Here is a 16,251-nt window from a genome sequence, read left to right on the forward strand (position 1 = left end):
ACAAGCTCAGGGCGAACGAGGGGAGGGCGAACAGGTTTGGGAAGTCGCTTCCCCGCCCGTTCGGGCTGAGCCTGTCGAAGCCGGGGCGCGGAGTTTGAGCAGCCCTTCGACAAGCTCAGGGCGAACGGGGGGAGGGGCGCACACGTCCAGCGCGAACGGCGTCCAGCCCCGCTCACAGCACCTTCACCGCCAGCTTGAAGTCCGGGTCCTCGTCAAAGTGCTTGATCTGGAAGCCCAGGTGGCGCATGAGCTTGAGCATGTTGCTGTTGTGCGCCAGCACCAGCCCCTCGATCTGCGCCAGCCCCTTGTTGCGGGCAAATTCGGTGATGGCCGCCATGAGCCGCGAGCCCAGGCCCTGGCCCGCGAACTCGTCGGCCACCAGCAGCGAGAACTCGCAGGTTCGGAGGTCCGGATTGGTCACGTAGCGCGACACGCCGATGATGCGTTCGGTGTCGATGAACTCGCCGTCGGCCCCCAGCTTGCGCTCGCGGTGCACGGCCACCAGGGCCATCTCGCGGTCGTAGTCGATCAGGGTGAAGCGCGCCAGCATGCGCGAGGGCAGCTCGGGCATGGACGAGGCGAACCGGAAGTAGCGGCTCTCGGACGACAGGCCCTTGACCAGCGCCTGCAGCATCGAGGCATCGTCCGGCCGCACGGGGCGCACGGTGTAGATGCCGCCGCCGCGCATGGGCCATTCCTGCTCGAAGTGCGAGGGGTAGGGCAGGATCGCCAGGTGCCCGTAGTGCTGGCCGTGCGCGGGCATGGGCTGCACCACGATGCGCGCGTCCACCGCCAGCGCGCCGGATTCGTCCAGGATGATGGGGTTGATGTCCATCTCGCGCAGCTGGGGCAGCTCGCACACCATTTCGGACACGCGCAGCAGCACGTGTTCCAGCGCCGCCATGTCGATGGGCGGGGCGCCGCGCCACTCGCCCAGCGTGGCGGCTACGCGGGCACGCTGCACCAGGCCGCGCGCCAGGAACTGGTTGAGCGGCGGCATCTCCATGCTGCGGTCGCCGATCAGCTCGATCATCGTGCCGCCCGCGCCAAACGTGATCACCGGGCCGAACAGCTCGTCCGTCACCAGGCCGATGTACAGCTCGCGCCCGCGCCGCTGCGCGGACATGTTCTGCACCGTCGCGCCGTTGATGTGCGCGTCGGGCCGCAGCTGGGCTACGCGCTTGACCATGTCGTTGTAGGTGTCGCGCACCTGCGTGGCGTTGACCAGGTTCAGCGCCACGCCCTGCACGTCGGACTTGTGGGCGATGTCGGGCGAGTCGATCTTGAGCGCGGCGGGGTAGCCCAGCTGCGTGGCGATCATCATGGCCTCGTGGGCGCTGCGGGCCAGGATGGTCTTGGTGACCGGAATGTGGAACGCCGCCAGCAGCGCTTTCGACTCCAGCTCGGTGAGCACGTTGCGGCGCTCGGCCAGCACGCTCTCGATGAGCAGGCGCGCGCCTTCCACGTCGGGCTTGGCCAGGTCGTGTGCCAGCGGGGGCGGCGTCTGCTGCAGCAGCAGCTGGTTCTCGTGGTGGTTGGCGATGTTGGAGAACGCGTCCACGCCCGCCTCCGGCGTGCGGAAGGTGGGAATGGAGGCCGCGTTCAGCACGGCCCGCGCCTCGTTCACCGTGGAGTCGCCCATCCAGCAGGTGAACAGCGGCTTGCTGACCGACAGCTGCGTCTGCACCAGCGCCTGGGCCACGCGGGTGGGGTCCGAGCCGAGCTTGGGCGAGTAGATCACCAGGATGCCGTCGATGCCGCGCGTGGCGCTGGCCGCCTCGATGGCGGCGGTGAAGTGCTCCGGCGTGGCGTCTTCCGACAGGTCGATCAGGTCCTTGAGCGAGGCCTGCGGCGACAGCCGGGGCGCCAGCGCGGTGGCCGTGGCGTGGTCCAGCTTGCCCAGCTGCAGCCGCAGCTCGTTGGCCCAGTCGGCCGCCAGCACGCCGGGCCCGCCGCCGTTGGTGATGACGGCCAGGTGCCGGCCCGAGGGCTGGTAGCGCGAGGCCAGGCAGCGCACGGCCGAGAACAGCTGCGAGAACGTGCGCACGCGCACCGCGCCCGCGCGGCGCAGCGCGGCGTCGAACACGTCGTCGCTGCCCACGATGGCGCCCGAGTGCGTAAGCGCCGCCTCGTTGCCCGCGGGCTTGCGGCCGGCCTTGAGCACGATCACCGGCTTGGCGCTGGCGGCGGCGCGCAGCGCGCTCATGAAGCGGCGCGCGTTGCGGATGCCCTCCATGTAGATCACGATGCTGTGCGTGTGCGGGTCCGCGGCCAGAAAATCGAGCGCATCCGCCAGGTCGAGCGCGGTGTTGGGCCCCAGGGACACCACGGCCGAAAAGCCCACGCCGCTGCGCTGCGCCCAGTCCAGCGTGGACGCTGTGAGCGCGCCGGACTGCGACAGCAGCCCCAGCGGCCCGGGCTTGGCCAGCGCGCCGATGACGCTGGCGTTGAGATGGTGGTGGGGCCGCTGAAAGCCGTTGCAGTTGGGCCCCAGCAGGTGCAGCTGGTGGCGCTGGGCCGTGGCGTGCAGCCGGGTCGCGTCCTGCGCGTTCAGGCCCGAGGAGACCACCAGTGCCGCGCGGCAGCGGATGCGGCCGGCCACTTCCAGCGCGTTGTCCATCTCCTCCACCGTGGGCAGCGCGATCACCGCCAGCTCGGCGCGCGAGCGGGCCAGGTCGGCCAGCGTGCCGCTCATGCGGATGTCCACGAAGCGCAGCTCGCCCGTGTATCCGCAGCCGCGCAGCTGGTCGGCCAGGGTGCGCGCCAGGCCGGGTTCCAGCGTGTCGGGGTCGAGGCCGCCCGCGAACACGACGATGGAGGCGGGGTTGAACAGGGGTTGGAGGAAGTGCTTGTCCATGGTAGGAGGTTCTCTTTTTTGGATAGGGGCGGCGGCCTTCGCTAGTCTGCGCCAATCAGCACCTTGACGTGGGCGGCCGCGCTGCGGGCCAGGGGACTCATCACGTAGCCGCCCTCCAGGCACGAGACGATGCGCCCCTGCGCATGCCGCCGCGCCAGGTCCAGCAGGCGCTGCGTGACCCATTCGTAGTCGGCCTCCACCAGGCCCAGGTTGCCCATGTCGTCCTCGCGGTGCGCGTCAAAGCCGGCGGAAATGTAGACCAGCTGGGGGCGGAAGGCTTCGAGCGCGGGCATCCAGGCGGCGTCCACCAGCGCGCGGAACTCGGCGCTGCCGGTGCGGCTGTCCATGCCCACGTGCACCATGTTGCTGCCGCCGGGCTGCTCGTCCTTGCCCAGAGGGTACAGGCCTTTTTCATAGAGGGAGCACATCAGCACCCGCTCGTCGCCGGCCAGGATGTCGGCACTGCCGTTGCCGTGGTGCACGTCGAAGTCGATCAGCGCCACCCGTTCCAGGCCGTGCACGTCCAGCGCGTGGCGGATGCCCACGGCCACGTTGTTGAAAAAGCAAAAGCCCATGCAGGCGCCGCGTTCGGCATGGTGGCCTGGCGGGCGGATGTTGCAGAACGCGGTGCTCACCTCGCCTTTCAGCACCAGGTCGGTGGCCAGCACGGCCGCCCCCGCGGAGCGCAGCGCGGCGGGCACGGTGTGGGGGTTCATCAGCGTGTCCGGGTCCAGGCGCTCGTAGCCTTCGGCGGGGGACCTGCCCATGAGTTCGCTGACATACAGCGCCGAGTGCGCGCGCGTCAGCTGCTCCACGCTGGCCAGCGGCGCGTCGTACGGCACCATGAAGTCGCTGTATCCCTTGCTGAGCAGCATGTCGGCGATGGCGTGAAGGCGTTCAGGGCACTCGGGGTGGCCGGGGCCCATGTCGTGCTGGAGGCAGTCCGGGTGGGAAATGTAGGCAGACAGCATGGCGGTGGTCCAGGGTAGGGGCTGCCCGGGGGCCTGCAGGGGACTCCACTGTAGGCGGGGGCGGCGCGAGGGTCTTGATATGGGTCAACAGGGACCCGGGCAAAAAAAAGCCGGGCGCAAGGCCCGGCGGGTTGGCGGCGCGTGCCCGCAGGGGGCACGCGGGGCGGGCGGCGGGGCTCAGTGCCCCGACGCGCCGGATGCGCCCAGGCCGGTTTCCGAGCGCACCTGCTGCGCGGGGAAGGCTTCGCGTTCCTTGGCTGCCTGGGCGCTCTTGTCGAGCACCGAGAACAGCCACACGCCGAAGAAGCCGATGGCCATGGAGAACAGCGCGGGCGAGGAGTACGGGAACCAGGCCGAGCCCTTGGGGTTGCCCAGCGTGGCTTCCCACACCGAGGGCGACACCACGGTGAGGGCCACCGACGAGATCAGGCCCAGGAAGCCGCCGATCACGGCGCCCTTGGTGGTGCAGTCCTTCCACAGCACGGACAGGAACAGCACCGGGAAGTTGGCCGAGGCGGCAATCGCGAAGGCCAGCGACACCATGAAGGCGATGTTCTGCTTCTCGAAGGCAATGCCCAGCAGCACGGCAATCACGCCCAGGGCGATGGTGGTCATGCGCGAGACCTTCAGCTCGGAGGCGCTGTCGGCCTTGCCCTTCTTGAGCACGGTGGCGTACAGGTCGTGCGACACGGCCGAGGCGCCCGACAGGGTCAGGCCCGCGACCACGGCCAGGATGGTGGCAAAGGCCACGGCCGAGATGAAGCCGTAGAACACGTCGCCGCCCACCGTCTTGGCCACCAGCACGGCGGCCATGTTGGCCGTGCCCGCGCCGCCCTTGATCACGCCCTTGGCCACGTCGGCCATTTCGGGGTTGGTCAGCACCAGCGTGGTGGCTCCAAAGCCGATGATGAAGATCAGCACGTAGAAGTAGCCGATCCAGGTGGTGGCCCACAGCACGGACTTGCGGGCTTCCTTGGCGTCGGGCACCGTGAAGAAGCGCATCAGGATGTGGGGCAGGCCGGCCGTGCCGAACATCAGCGCCATGCCAAAGGAGATGGCGGAAATCGGGTCCTTGATGAAGCCGCCCGGGCCCATCAGCGACAGGCCTTCCTTGGCGGCGGCCACCGGGTCCTTGCCCGCGTTGGCGGCGATGGCGGTCTTGACCTTCACACCTTCGGCGAACAGGGCCTCGGGGCTGAAGCCGAACTTGGCCAGCACCATGAAGGCCATGAAGCTCACGCCGGCCAGCAGCATGATGGCCTTGATGATCTGCACCCAGGTGGTGGCCGTCATGCCGCCGAACAGCACGTACACCATCATGAGCACGCCCACGATGACCACGGCCATCCAGTACTCCAGGCCGAACAGCAGCTTGATCAGCTGGCCCGCACCCACCATCTGGGCGATCAGGTAGAAGGCCACCACCACCAGCGTGCCGCTCGCTGCAAAGGCGCGGATGGGGCCCTGCTTGAAGCGGTAGCCCGCCACGTCGGCGAAGGTGAACTTGCCCAGGTTGCGCAGGCGCTCGGCCATCAGGAAGGTGATGATGGGCCAGCCCACGAGGAAGCCGATGGAGTAGATCAGCCCGTCATACCCCGTGGCCATCACCGCGGCCGAGATGCCCAGGAACGAGGCCGCCGACATGTAGTCGCCCGCGATCGCCAGGCCGTTCTGGAAGCCCGTGATGCCGCCGCCGGCGGTGTAGAAGTCCGCGGCCGATCGCGTCTTGGCCGCAGCCCACTTGGTGATCCACAGGGTGCCCGCCACGAACACGGCGAACATCACGATAGCGGTCCAGTTGGTGGCCTGCTTGGCGGCCTGGCCCACGTCGCCGCCGGCGGCGTAGGCAGAGGCGGCCGCGCAGCAGGCGGCTGCCGCGAGACCCCAGCGGGCGCGGCTTGCAAGGTTCTTGGCTTTCATTTCTGGGCGTCCCGCAGGATGTCTTGGGTGAGTGCGTCGTAGCGGCCGTTGGCGCGGCGCACGTAGATGCCGGTGATCACGATGGTGAAGATGATCACGAACAGGCCCAGGGGGATGCCCAGGGTGGTGACCCCGCCGCCGATGGGCTGGGCCAGGAACGGCTTGTTGAACGCGATGAGCGCGATGTAGCCGTAGTAGACGAACATCATCAGCGCGGTGAGCGTCCAGCCGAAGCGGTTGCGTTCCTGCCGGAGTTCGAGATAGCGCGGATGGCTCTGGATGCGTGTTGCCACGGGATCCGTCATGGTGGTCTCCTTGAGTGATCGGAATGCGTCTGCGCGAGCCCGGCCGGGGTAGTGCACTGAGAACAGGTTCTGACGGGGCCGATTCTGGAAATGCGCGCTGACCGCCTTCTTACGGCAGTGCAACATGAACCGGTCAGGGTTTGTCCTGTGCTGGATTTCCCTAGGGACTTTGCTTGGTGTTAACCCTGGGAAAAGGGGCGGCAGCCGCGCCGCGGGGGGGCGCCTGCCGCGGGATTTTCCGCATCAAGAAAAAACGCCCCCGGGTTTGTCCTGAGCAAAAAAAAGTGACGGTGCGCGGGCCGGAATAGCTGAGCTTTCGTGTCAGTTTTCGGTCAGACGCCCACCGGATATTCCGCCCCAGCACCGCAGTGTGCTCAGCCGGCGGATCCCGCTGCCGGGAATGATCAACAACACTGGAGACAAGCACCATGGCCAACCATCCCGCACCGCGGCCCATGACGCCCGAAGAGAGGAAAGTCATCTTCGCGTCATCGCTCGGCACCGTTTTTGAGTGGTACGACTTCTACCTCTACGGCTCGCTCGCCGCCATCATCGCCAAGCAGTTCTTCAGCGGGCTGGATGCCGGGTCGGCGTTCATCTTCGCGCTGCTGGCGTTTGCCGCGGGCTTCATCGTGCGCCCGTTCGGCGCCGTGTTCTTCGGCCGGCTGGGCGACATGATCGGGCGCAAGTACACCTTCCTGGTGACCATCCTGATCATGGGCCTGTCCACGTTCATCGTGGGGATCCTGCCCGCGTACGCGTCCATTGGCGTGGCGGCTCCCGTCATCCTCATCGCCCTGCGGCTGCTGCAGGGCCTGGCGCTGGGCGGCGAGTACGGCGGCGCGGCCACCTACGTGGCCGAGCATGCCCCGCATGGCAAGCGCGGCGCCTACACCGCCTGGATCCAGACCACCGCCACGCTGGGCCTGTTCCTGTCGCTGATGGTGATCCTGGGCACCCGCACGGTGCTGGGCGAGGAAGCGTTTGCCGACTGGGGCTGGCGCGTGCCGTTCATCGTGTCCATCCTGCTGCTGGCCATCTCGGTCTGGATCCGGCTGTCGATGAACGAATCGCCGGCCTTCCAGAAGATGAAGGCCGAGGGCAAGACCTCCAAGGCGCCGCTGACCGAATCGTTCGGCCAGTGGAAGAACCTCAAGATCGTGATCCTGGCGCTCATCGGCCTGACGGCCGGCCAGGCCGTGGTGTGGTATTCGGGCCAGTTCTATGCGCTGTTCTTCCTGACGCAGGCCCTCAAGGTCGACGGTGCTACCGCCAACATCTTCGTGGCCGTCTCGCTGCTGATCGGCACGCCCTTCTTCATCGTGTTCGGCGCGCTGTCCGACAAGATCGGCCGCAAGCCCATCATCCTGGCGGGCTGCCTGCTGGCCGCGCTCACGTATTTCCCCGTGTTCGGCGCGCTGACCAAGGCGGCCAACCCCGCGCTGGCCGAAGCCCAGGCCAAGAACAAGGTGGTGATCACGGCCGATCCGAACGAGTGCTCGTTCCAGTTCAACCCCACCGGCACCAGCAAGTTCACCAGCTCGTGCGACATCGCCAAGCAGGTGCTTGCCGGCGCTTCGGTGAGCTATGAAAACGTTGCGGCCCCCGCGGGCACGGTGGCCACCATCAAGATCGGCGAAACGGCCATCCCCTCGTACTCCAGCAAGGGCCTGAGCGCCGAAGAAGCCAAGAAGAAGGACGCCGAGTTCAAGAAGCTTGTGGCCAACGACCTGAAGGCTGCGGGCTACCCCACCAAGGCCGACCCTGCCCGCATCGACAAGGTCATGGTCACGGTGATCCTGACCTACCTGGTGCTGCTGGTGACCATGGTGTACGGGCCCATCGCCGCCATGCTGGTGGAAATGTTCCCCACGCGCATCCGCTACACCTCCATGTCCCTGCCGTACCACATCGGCAACGGCTGGTTCGGCGGCCTGCTGCCCACCACGGCATTCGCCATCGTGGCGCAGACCGGCAACATGTACAACGGCCTGTGGTACCCCATCATCATCGCCGGCGCCACGGTGGTGATTGGCGGCCTGTTCATCCGTGAGACCAAGGACGTGGACATCTACGCCAACGACTGATCCGCCGCAGCGGTGCGCAGGGCCCGTCCGAAGGGCGGGCCCTGGGTTCCATCAAGGGGCTTGACGGGCCGGGCAGCACGGCTGCAGCGGCGGCGCCAGGCCCTTTGATCGAACAAACCCATCCAAGGAGATTGAGAGCATGTGGAAGATTGTTGTTGGCTTCATCGCGTTTGCCGCGCTGGCGATGTTTGTGATCATCAAGGCGGGCGACAAGGCCGACATGGGCGGTGAAAAGCATGGCGCCGATGCCGTGCATGCCCCCGAGCCGGCCGCCAGCACGCCCGCGGCGCCAGCCGCGTCCGCGCCCGCCTCGGCGGCCAGCGCGCCGTGACAGGCTGAGCGCCCGCGCCGGGGCCCCGGCGGCCCGCCTGCAAAAAGAAAGCCCAGGGGGATGCCCTGGGCTTTCTTTTTGGGAGGACTCTTCAGGTCCCCCGCTGGGGCAGGCCCGTGCTCAGCGCCGGAACCGCCCGTCCGTGCCGATGATGGACAGGTCGGCAAAGTCGAGGCCCGTGTGGTCCTCGGGCGTGAACGACACCTCCAGGCCGCCGATGTCGAACTTGCGGATGCTCTCCAGCGCCGCGTGGATCTTGGCGCGGTCGGGCTTGGGGCCGGCGCGCTTGAGTCCTTCGACCAGCACCTTGGCCGCTGCAAAGCCTTCCAGCATGGCGGGGCTCACCTCGGTGCCCTTGGCCTTGGCGAGCTCCTGGGCCTCCTTCACCATGGGGTAGTTGGCGCCCCGCTCATTGGGGAACACCTGGGTCACGATCACGCCGCGCGCGTTCGCCCCCAGGCTCTTGATGAAGCCGCTGGAGGCGTTGTTCGACAGCGTCACGATCTGGGCAGCGGAGCCCGCGGCCCGCAGGGCGTTCACGCCTTCCACCACCGAGGTGCCCGAGGCGATCATCAGCACGGCCTGGGCATCCGCCTTGGCGGCCTTGCCAGCCAGGGGGGCGAAGTCGGGCTTGGCACGGTCGAATTTCTCCAGCACCACGGGCTGCAGCTTGGCGGCGGCAAGGCCCTTTTGCGCCCCCTGCACGCCGTCGGCGCCAAAGCTGTCGTCCGAATAGAACACGGCCACGCGGGTGATGCCCATGGACGCCAGGTGGGTCATGGCCTTTTCGGCTTCGCGCTGGTAGGTGGCGCGCACGTTGAAAATGTTCTTGCGCACCGGCTGGTGCAAGACCATGGCCCCGGTGGAGGGCGCCACCAGCGCCACGCCGTGCTTGTCCAGCAGCGGGATGATGCCCTCGGTGTGGGGCGTGCCCCGGGTGAGGAACATGGCCAGCACGTTCTTTTCCTCGATGAGCTGGCGGGCGTTCTCGGCCGCGGTCTTGGGGTCGAACTTGTCGTCCAGCGAGATCACCTCGATCTTCTGGCCGTTGACGCCGCCCCGGGCATTGACCATGTCAATGTAGAGCTTGGCGCCGTCCGAGGTTTCCTGCACCCCGGAGGCCACCTGGCCCGAGAACCCGGCCGTCTGCCCGATGAGCAGCTGGGCCTGGGCCGACCCCATGCCCCATGCCAGGATGAGGCCCGCGCAGAGGGCGGACCATGCCTTTTTCTTCTTCATGTGAAATCTCCTCGTGGTGGATTCCCCCAGTCTAGCGACTGGAAAGCCCGCGACGCTATCACGCGGCTTGCGCTGCATCAATCCGGTCGTGTCCGCAACCGGACAAGGTGCCGCAGTACGCCGTGGGGTCAAACCCCTGCTGACAGCGGCTGTCAGCAGGGCGTTCCTAGAATGTTCGGCCTCACCCCTCCAACGCTCCGCAAAGCCACCCATGACCCAGGGAACCATCCGCATCCGTGGTGCACGCCAGCACAACCTTCGCAACCTTGATCTGGACATCCGCACCGGCGAGCTGACCGTGGTCACGGGCCCCAGCGGCTCGGGCAAGTCCAGCCTGGTGTTCGACACCCTGTACGCCGAGGGCCAGCGGCGCTACGTGGAGACGTTCAGCGCCTACGCGCGCCAGTTCCTCGACCGCATGGACAAGCCTGCCGTGGACAAGGTGGAGGGCGTGCCCCCGGCCATTGCCATCGACCAGACCAACCCCGTGCGCTCCAGCCGCTCCACCGTGGGCACGATGACGGAGCTGAACGACCATTTGAAGCTGCTGTTCGCCCGTGCGGGCCAGCTGTTCGACCAGCAGACAGCGCAGCCGGTGCGGCACGACACCCCTGAGACGATTTATGCCGAGCTGCAGCGGCGCAGCAGTGAAGCCGGCGACCCTCGCGTGGTGCTGACCTTCCCGGTCGAGCTGCCGGGCGGCACGTCGGCCGAGCAGGTGGAGCAATGGCTGTCCGCCAGCGGCTTCACCAAGGTGCAGGCCGAGCGCGAGGTGGCCACGCCGACCGGACCACGCAAAGTGCTGGACGTGGTGGCGGACCGTTTCCGGCTGGGCAACGCCGAGAAGGCGCGGGTGATCGAGGCGATCGAGGTGGCACTCAAGCGCGGAACAGGGCGGCTGAATGTGTATCGGCTGGTGGATGACGGCGAGCCCGTGCTGTGGAGGTTTTCGACCGGCCTGCATTGCCCCGACAGCGACCTGCGCTACAGCGACCCCATCCCCTCGATGTTCTCGTTCAACTCCGCCGTGGGCGCCTGCGAGAGCTGCCGGGGCTTTGGCCGCGTGATCGGCGTGGACTACGGCCTGGTCATCCCCAACGACAAGCTCACCCTGCGGGCGGGTGCGATCAAGACCATCCAGACCCCCGCCTGGAGGGAGGCGCAGGACGACCTCATGCGCCACGCCGAGGCGGCCGGCATTCCGCGCGACACGCCCTGGTACAAGCTCACGGACGAGCAGAAGAAGTGGGTGATCGACGGCACGCCCGGCTACAAGGAAGGCAACTGGAACAAGCAGTGGTACGGCATCCGCCGGTTCTTCGAATACCTGGAGAGCAAGGCCTACAAGATGCACATCCGCGTGCTGCTGTCCAAGTACCGCAGCTACACGCCGTGCCCCACCTGCGGGGGCGCGCGGCTCAAGACGGAGAGCCTGCTCTGGCGCATCGGCCGCAAGGAAGACGCCGATGCCGTGCTGGAGCCCGGCAAGCGCTTCCTGCCCGAAGGCGTGCAATGGTCGCGGGAGCAACTGGAGGCCCTGCCGGGCCTGTGCCTGCACGACCTGATGCTGCTGCCCATCGGCCGCCTGCGCCAGTTCTTTGCGCGCATGCAGCTGCCGGTGGGAGATGACGCCAAAGGCGGCGACGCGCAAGCGCTGAAGCTGCTGCACGAGGAGATCACCTCGCGCCTGAAGTACCTGTGCGACGTGGGCATCGGCTACCTCACGCTGGACCGGCAAAGCCGCACGCTCAGCGGCGGCGAGGTCCAGCGCATCAACCTCACCACCGCCCTGGGCACGTCGCTGGTCAACACCTTGTTCGTGCTGGACGAGCCCAGCATCGGCCTGCACCCGCGCGACATGCACCGCATCACCGAGGCCATGCTGCGCCTGCGCGATGCGGGCAACACCCTGGTGGTGGTGGAGCACGACCCGGCCGTGATGCTGGCGGCCGACCGCATGATCGACATGGGCCCCGGCCCCGGCCGCCAGGGCGGACAGATCGTGTTTGACGGCACCACGGCCGACCTGCGGCGCGCCGACACGCTCACCGGCGCCTACCTGGGCGGGCGCAAGCACGTGGGCTTCGGCTTCAAGCGCATGGTGACCGAATCCACGCCGCGGCTGATCCTGGAGGGCGCGCGCGAGCACAACCTGAAGGACGTGACGGTGGAGTTTCCGCTGCAGCGCCTGGTCACGGTGACGGGCGTCAGCGGCTCGGGCAAGTCCAGCCTGATCCAGGACGTGCTGGCCCCGGCGCTGCTGCGCCACTTCGGCAAGGCCACGGACGCGCCGGGCGCGCACGACCGCATGCTGGGCGCCGACCACTTGTCGGACGTGGTGTTCGTGGACCAGTCGCCCATCGGCAAGACGGCCCGGTCCAACCCCGTGAGCTACGTGGGCGCGTGGGACAGCATCCGCGAGCTCTTCGCCGTGGCGCCGCTGTCCAAACAGCGCAGCTACACCGCGGCCAAGTTCAGCTTCAACAGCGGCGACGGGCGCTGCCCGACCTGCGGGGGCTCGGGCTTCGAGCACGTGGAGATGCAGTTCCTGAGTGACGTGTACCTGCGCTGCCCCGACTGCGACGGCAAGCGCTACCGGCCCGAGATCCTGGAGATCACCATCGAGCGCGGCGGACGGGCGCTGAACGTGGCCGACGTGCTGGCGCTTACCGTGGCCGAGGCGGCTGCCGTGTTCGCGAACGACCGCGACGTGATCCGCGCGCTGCAGCCCATCGTGGACGTGGGCCTGGAATACGTGGCGCTGGGCCAGCCCGTGCCCACGCTGTCGGGCGGCGAGGCGCAGCGCCTGAAGCTGGCAGGCTTCCTGGCCGAGGCGGCGAAGAGCGCCACCAAATCGCGCCAGGCCGTGGCGCGCAAGGGCACGCTGTTCCTGTTCGACGAGCCCACCACGGGCCTGCACTTCGACGACATCGCCAAGCTCATGCGGGCGCTGCGCAAGCTCATCGACGCCGGGCATTCGCTGATCGTCATCGAGCACAACCTGGATGTGATCCGCGCCAGCGACTGGCTCATCGACCTGGGGCCCGAGGGCGGCGACGGCGGCGGCCTGGTCGTGGCCGAGGGCACGCCCGAGGACGTGCGCCAGCACGCCACCTCGCACACCGGCCAGGCCCTGCGCGACTACGAGCTGGCGCTGGGCGCGGGCGGCCATTCGGTGCACGAAAAGGCTGCTCTGCTGCGAAAAGAGGAGCTGCTTGCGCAAGAAGGACGGGCGCTAGAGGCCAAAAATGCCATTGAAATCGTCAACGCCAAGGAGCACAACCTCAAGAACCTGAGCGTGGACATTCCGCGCGGCAAGTTCAACGTGGTCACGGGCGTGAGCGGCTCGGGCAAGTCCACGCTGGCGTTCGACATTTTGTTCAACGAAGGCCAGCGCCGCTACCTGGAATCGCTCAACGCCTACGCCCGCTCCATCGTGCAGCCGGCCGGCCGGCCCGAGGTGGACGCGGTGTACGGCATTCCGCCGACCGTGGCCATCGAGCAGCGCCTGTCGCGCGGCGGGCGCAAGTCCACCGTGGGCACGACCACCGAGGTGTGGCACTTTTTGCGCCTCTTGTACGTCAAGCTCGGCACGCAGCACTGCGTGAAGGACGGCGCGGCCGTGCAGCCGCAGACGCCCGAGAGCATTGCCGCCCAGCTGCTCACGCAGTTCCGCGGCCAGCACATCGGCTTGCTGGCGCCGCTGGTGATGAACCGCAAGGGCGTGTACACCGAACTGGCCGACTGGGCCCGCCCGCGCGGCTACACGCACCTGCGCGTGGACGGCAACTTCCTGCCGACCACGGGCTTCCCGCGCATCGACCGCTTCAAGGAGCACACCGTCGAGCTGCCCGTGGCCAGCCTGGACGTGTCGCCCGAGAACGAGGCGCAGCTGCGCACGGCGCTGGCCGACGCGCTCACGCACGGCAAGGGCGTGGTGCATGTGCTCAGCGGTATCGATGGTTTGCGTGAGGCGATGGAGGGCGGCCAGCCCACGGCGGGCATCGGCACGCTGCAGGCGTTTTCCACCAAGCGCGCCTGCCCCGTGTGCGCCACCAGCTATGCCGAGCTGGACCCGCGCCTGTTCAGCTACAACAGCAAGCACGGCTGGTGCCCCGACTGCGTGGGCACGGGCGTCAAGCTCACCCGGGACCAGCGCAAGGTGTTTGACGACTCGGTGCAGGACGCCAACGAAAAAGGCCGCGAACAGACCTTTGCCGAGCCCGAGGTGGAAGACCTGGCCGACACGGCCTGCCCCACCTGCAGCGGCACGCGCCTGAACGCCACGGCCCGCGCCGTGAAGTTTGCGGGCGTGGGCATTACCGACATCGCTGCGCTGTCCGTGCTGGACGTGCGCCGCTGGGTGGAAACCCTGCGCACCGAAGGCGGCATGACCCAGCGCGAGGCCGACATCGCCCGCGACCTGGTGCCCGAGATCCAGAGCCGCCTCGAATTCCTCGAAGAAGTGGGCCTGGGCTACCTCACGCTGGACCGGGGCGCGCCGACGCTCTCGGGCGGCGAGGCCCAGCGCATTCGCCTGGCTGCCCAGCTGGGCAGCAACCTGCAGGGCGTGTGCTACGTGCTGGACGAGCCCACCATCGGCCTGCACGCGCGCGACAACCAGATTCTGCTCAACGCCCTGCACAAGCTCGGCGACAAGGGCAACACGCTGGTGGTGGTGGAGCATGACGAAGATACCATCCGCCGCGCCGACCACATCATCGACATCGGCCCCAGCGCCGGCAAACGCGGCGGGCGCCTGGTGGCGCAGGGTTCGGTGAGCGACCTCACGGCCGCAGAAGATTCGCAAACCGGCCGCTACCTGCTGCACGCGATGAAGCACCCGCTGCAGCTGCGCCGCAGCATGGTGGCCGGCGAGGTGAGCGCCGAGGCCCAGGCCGCCTTCGCCCAGGCCGAGGCGTCCGCACCCACCGGCCGCCAGAGCGCGGCCGTGAAGAAACGTGCCGCCCAGGCCGCCGCGCTGGCCGCCGATGCCCTCGCCGAAGCCAAGGAACGTGCTGCCATGCGCTGGCTGACGGTGCACGGCGCGCAGCTGCACAACCTGCAGAACGTGACGGCCACCGTGCCGCTGCACCGCCTGGTGGCGGTGACGGGCGTGAGCGGCTCGGGCAAGTCCACCCTGGCGCGCGATGTGCTGCTGGCCAACGTGCAGGCCTGGGTGCAGCAACGCAGCACCAAGGCCGGGCGCGATGCGATGGACGCCGGCAAGGCGCCACCGCTGGTCGGCTGCACGGGCTTGTCGGGCTTCGAGAGCATCGACCGCGTGCTGGAAGTGGACCAGACGCCCATCGGCAAGACGCCGCGCAGTTGCCCCGCCACCTACATCGGCTTCTGGGACACCATCCGCAAGCTGTTTGCGGAGACGCTGGAGGCCAAGGCACGCGGCTATGCGGCCGGGCGCTTTTCTTTCAACACCGGCGAAGGCCGCTGCCCCAGCTGCGAAGGCGCGGGCGTGCGCACCATCGAGATGAGCTTCCTGCCCGACGTGAAGGTGCCCTGCGAAACCTGCCACGGCGCCCGTTTCAACCCCGAAACGCTGGCCGTGACCTGGCGCGGCAAGAGCATTGGTGATGTGCTGCAGATGGAGGTGGACGAGGCCGTGGACTTCTTCGCCACCATGCCGAGCATCGCGCACCCGCTGCAGCTCTTGAAGGACGTGGGCCTGGGCTACCTCACGCTGGGCCAGCCCTCGCCCACGCTGTCCGGTGGAGAGGCGCAGCGCATCAAGCTGGTGACCGAGCTCACCAAGGTGCGCGACGAGGTGGGCCGCCGCGGCCAGAAGGCGCCGCACACGCTGTACGTGCTGGACGAACCCACCGTGGGCCTGCACATGGCCGATGTGGACAAGCTCATCCGCGTGCTGCACCGCCTGGTGGACGGCGGCCACAGCGTGGTCGTGATCGAGCACGACCTGGATGTGATCGCCGAGGCCGACTGGATCATCGACCTGGGCCCCGAGGGCGGCAGCGGCGGGGGCCGCATCGTGGCCGCCGCCACGCCCGAGCAGGTGGTGGCGGCAGGCACGCACACGGGCCGGGCGCTGGCGCCGGTGCTGGCGCGGAGCTGACCCGCGCCGCCTGCCCCCGGTGCGCCGGGGCTACTTCTTGCGGCTGCGCAGCACCTCGATGTTGGCGCGCTGCTCCGGCGTGAAGGACGCCAGGGCGGCGGCCAGGTCCTTCTTGCGCGCGGCAGATTCCATGGCCAGAAAGGTGCCTGCGTGGATGGCGGCGAACACCGCAGACGCATAGTCGGTGCTGGTGATCTTGTGCTGGGCCAGCAGCGACCGGATGCGCGGGTCGGCCTCCAGCGCGCGCGCAAGCTCCTCCTCGGATTGCGCATCCACATCCTGGTCTTCGCTGTCGTGCGCGATGGCCTGTGATGCCGCCTGCACGGCTTCCATGCGGTCCAGCAGCGCCGGCGTGAGCCTGAACCGTTCCGCCGGGGTGGGCGGGGCTGCCCAGAGGCTTGCGCTTGCGGCCCCCAGGACCAAGGCGCAGAGGAAAGGACGAAGCATTTGCAG

General features: G+C 68.2%; 9 protein-coding genes. 3 read left to right on the plus strand and 6 right to left on the minus strand.

What is annotated here, in order from left to right:
• Positions 1–172: 172 nt before the first annotated feature.
• From ACOYR3_RS04810 to ACOYR3_RS04825, 4 genes are all read right to left on the minus strand, one after another.
• Positions 173–2,857: a GNAT family N-acetyltransferase gene (locus ACOYR3_RS04810; protein ID WP_422845344.1), complete on the minus strand. Its 2,685-nt coding sequence runs from the start codon at positions 2,855–2,857 to the stop codon at positions 173–175.
• A 41-nt stretch (positions 2,858–2,898) separates the two neighbouring features.
• Positions 2,899–3,828, minus strand: a complete 930-nt coding sequence (locus ACOYR3_RS04815) for a histone deacetylase family protein (protein WP_422845345.1) — start codon at positions 3,826–3,828, stop codon at positions 2,899–2,901.
• Between the two features lie 177 nt (positions 3,829–4,005).
• Positions 4,006–5,748: a cation acetate symporter gene (locus tag ACOYR3_RS04820; protein ID WP_422845346.1), complete on the minus strand. Its 1,743-nt coding sequence runs from the start codon at positions 5,746–5,748 to the stop codon at positions 4,006–4,008.
• On the minus strand, positions 5,745–6,053 hold the full coding sequence (locus tag ACOYR3_RS04825) for a DUF485 domain-containing protein (protein WP_422845347.1): 309 nt from the start codon (positions 6,051–6,053) through the stop codon (positions 5,745–5,747). Before ACOYR3_RS04825 ends, ACOYR3_RS04820 begins: the two co-directional genes overlap by 4 nt.
• A gap of 428 nt (positions 6,054–6,481) precedes the next feature.
• Here ACOYR3_RS04825 and ACOYR3_RS04830 point away from each other — a divergent pair, with 428 nt between their 5' ends.
• Together ACOYR3_RS04830 and ACOYR3_RS04835 are read left to right on the plus strand one after the other, a co-directional pair.
• Positions 6,482–8,140: an MFS transporter gene (locus ACOYR3_RS04830; protein WP_422845348.1), complete on the plus strand. Its 1,659-nt coding sequence runs from the start codon at positions 6,482–6,484 to the stop codon at positions 8,138–8,140.
• A gap of 139 nt (positions 8,141–8,279) precedes the next feature.
• Positions 8,280–8,471 carry a hypothetical protein gene (locus ACOYR3_RS04835; RefSeq protein ID WP_422845349.1) on the plus strand — a complete coding sequence of 64 codons (192 nt, stop codon included), beginning with the start codon at positions 8,280–8,282 and terminating at the stop codon, positions 8,469–8,471.
• A 120-nt stretch (positions 8,472–8,591) separates the two neighbouring features.
• Here the strand turns inward: ACOYR3_RS04835 and ACOYR3_RS04840 are convergent, their stop codons facing one another.
• Positions 8,592–9,710, minus strand: coding sequence for an ABC transporter substrate-binding protein (locus tag ACOYR3_RS04840; RefSeq protein ID WP_422845350.1), 1,119 nt, complete (start codon positions 9,708–9,710; stop codon positions 8,592–8,594).
• Positions 9,711–9,921: 211 nt separating this feature from the next.
• On the opposite strand from ACOYR3_RS04840, the gene uvrA reads away from it, so the two are divergent.
• Positions 9,922–15,798: an excinuclease ABC subunit UvrA gene (gene uvrA / locus ACOYR3_RS04845; RefSeq protein ID WP_422845351.1), complete on the plus strand. Its 5,877-nt coding sequence runs from the start codon at positions 9,922–9,924 to the stop codon at positions 15,796–15,798.
• A gap of 30 nt (positions 15,799–15,828) precedes the next feature.
• Here the strand turns inward: uvrA and ACOYR3_RS04850 are convergent, their stop codons facing one another.
• Complete coding sequence (locus tag ACOYR3_RS04850) at positions 15,829–16,245, minus strand: hypothetical protein (protein WP_422845352.1); 417 nt, start codon at positions 16,243–16,245, stop codon at positions 15,829–15,831.
• Between the last annotated feature and the right edge of the window lie 6 nt (positions 16,246–16,251).

Origin of the sequence: Acidovorax sp. M2(2025) (genome assembly GCF_049330835.1) — a bacterium.
Taxonomy (GTDB): domain Bacteria; phylum Pseudomonadota; class Gammaproteobacteria; order Burkholderiales; family Burkholderiaceae_C; genus Acidovorax.

Bases quoted from the DNA above. Each gene is read 5' to 3' on its own strand.
- ACOYR3_RS04810 (WP_422845344.1), bottom strand. From the start codon at position 2,857: ATGGACAAGCACTTCCTCCAACCCCTGTTCAACCCCGCCTCCATCGTC.
- ACOYR3_RS04815 (WP_422845345.1), bottom strand. From the start codon at position 3,828: ATGCTGTCTGCCTACATTTCCCACCCGGACTGCCTCCAGCACGACATG.
- ACOYR3_RS04820 (WP_422845346.1), bottom strand. From the start codon at position 5,748: ATGAAAGCCAAGAACCTTGCAAGCCGCGCCCGCTGGGGTCTCGCGGCA.
- ACOYR3_RS04825 (WP_422845347.1), bottom strand. From the start codon at position 6,053: ATGACGGATCCCGTGGCAACACGCATCCAGAGCCATCCGCGCTATCTC.
- ACOYR3_RS04830 (WP_422845348.1), top strand. From the start codon at position 6,482: ATGGCCAACCATCCCGCACCGCGGCCCATGACGCCCGAAGAGAGGAAA.
- ACOYR3_RS04835 (WP_422845349.1), top strand. From the start codon at position 8,280: ATGTGGAAGATTGTTGTTGGCTTCATCGCGTTTGCCGCGCTGGCGATG.
- ACOYR3_RS04840 (WP_422845350.1), bottom strand. From the start codon at position 9,710: ATGAAGAAGAAAAAGGCATGGTCCGCCCTCTGCGCGGGCCTCATCCTG.
- uvrA (WP_422845351.1), top strand. From the start codon at position 9,922: ATGACCCAGGGAACCATCCGCATCCGTGGTGCACGCCAGCACAACCTT.
- ACOYR3_RS04850 (WP_422845352.1), bottom strand. From the start codon at position 16,245: ATGCTTCGTCCTTTCCTCTGCGCCTTGGTCCTGGGGGCCGCAAGCGCA.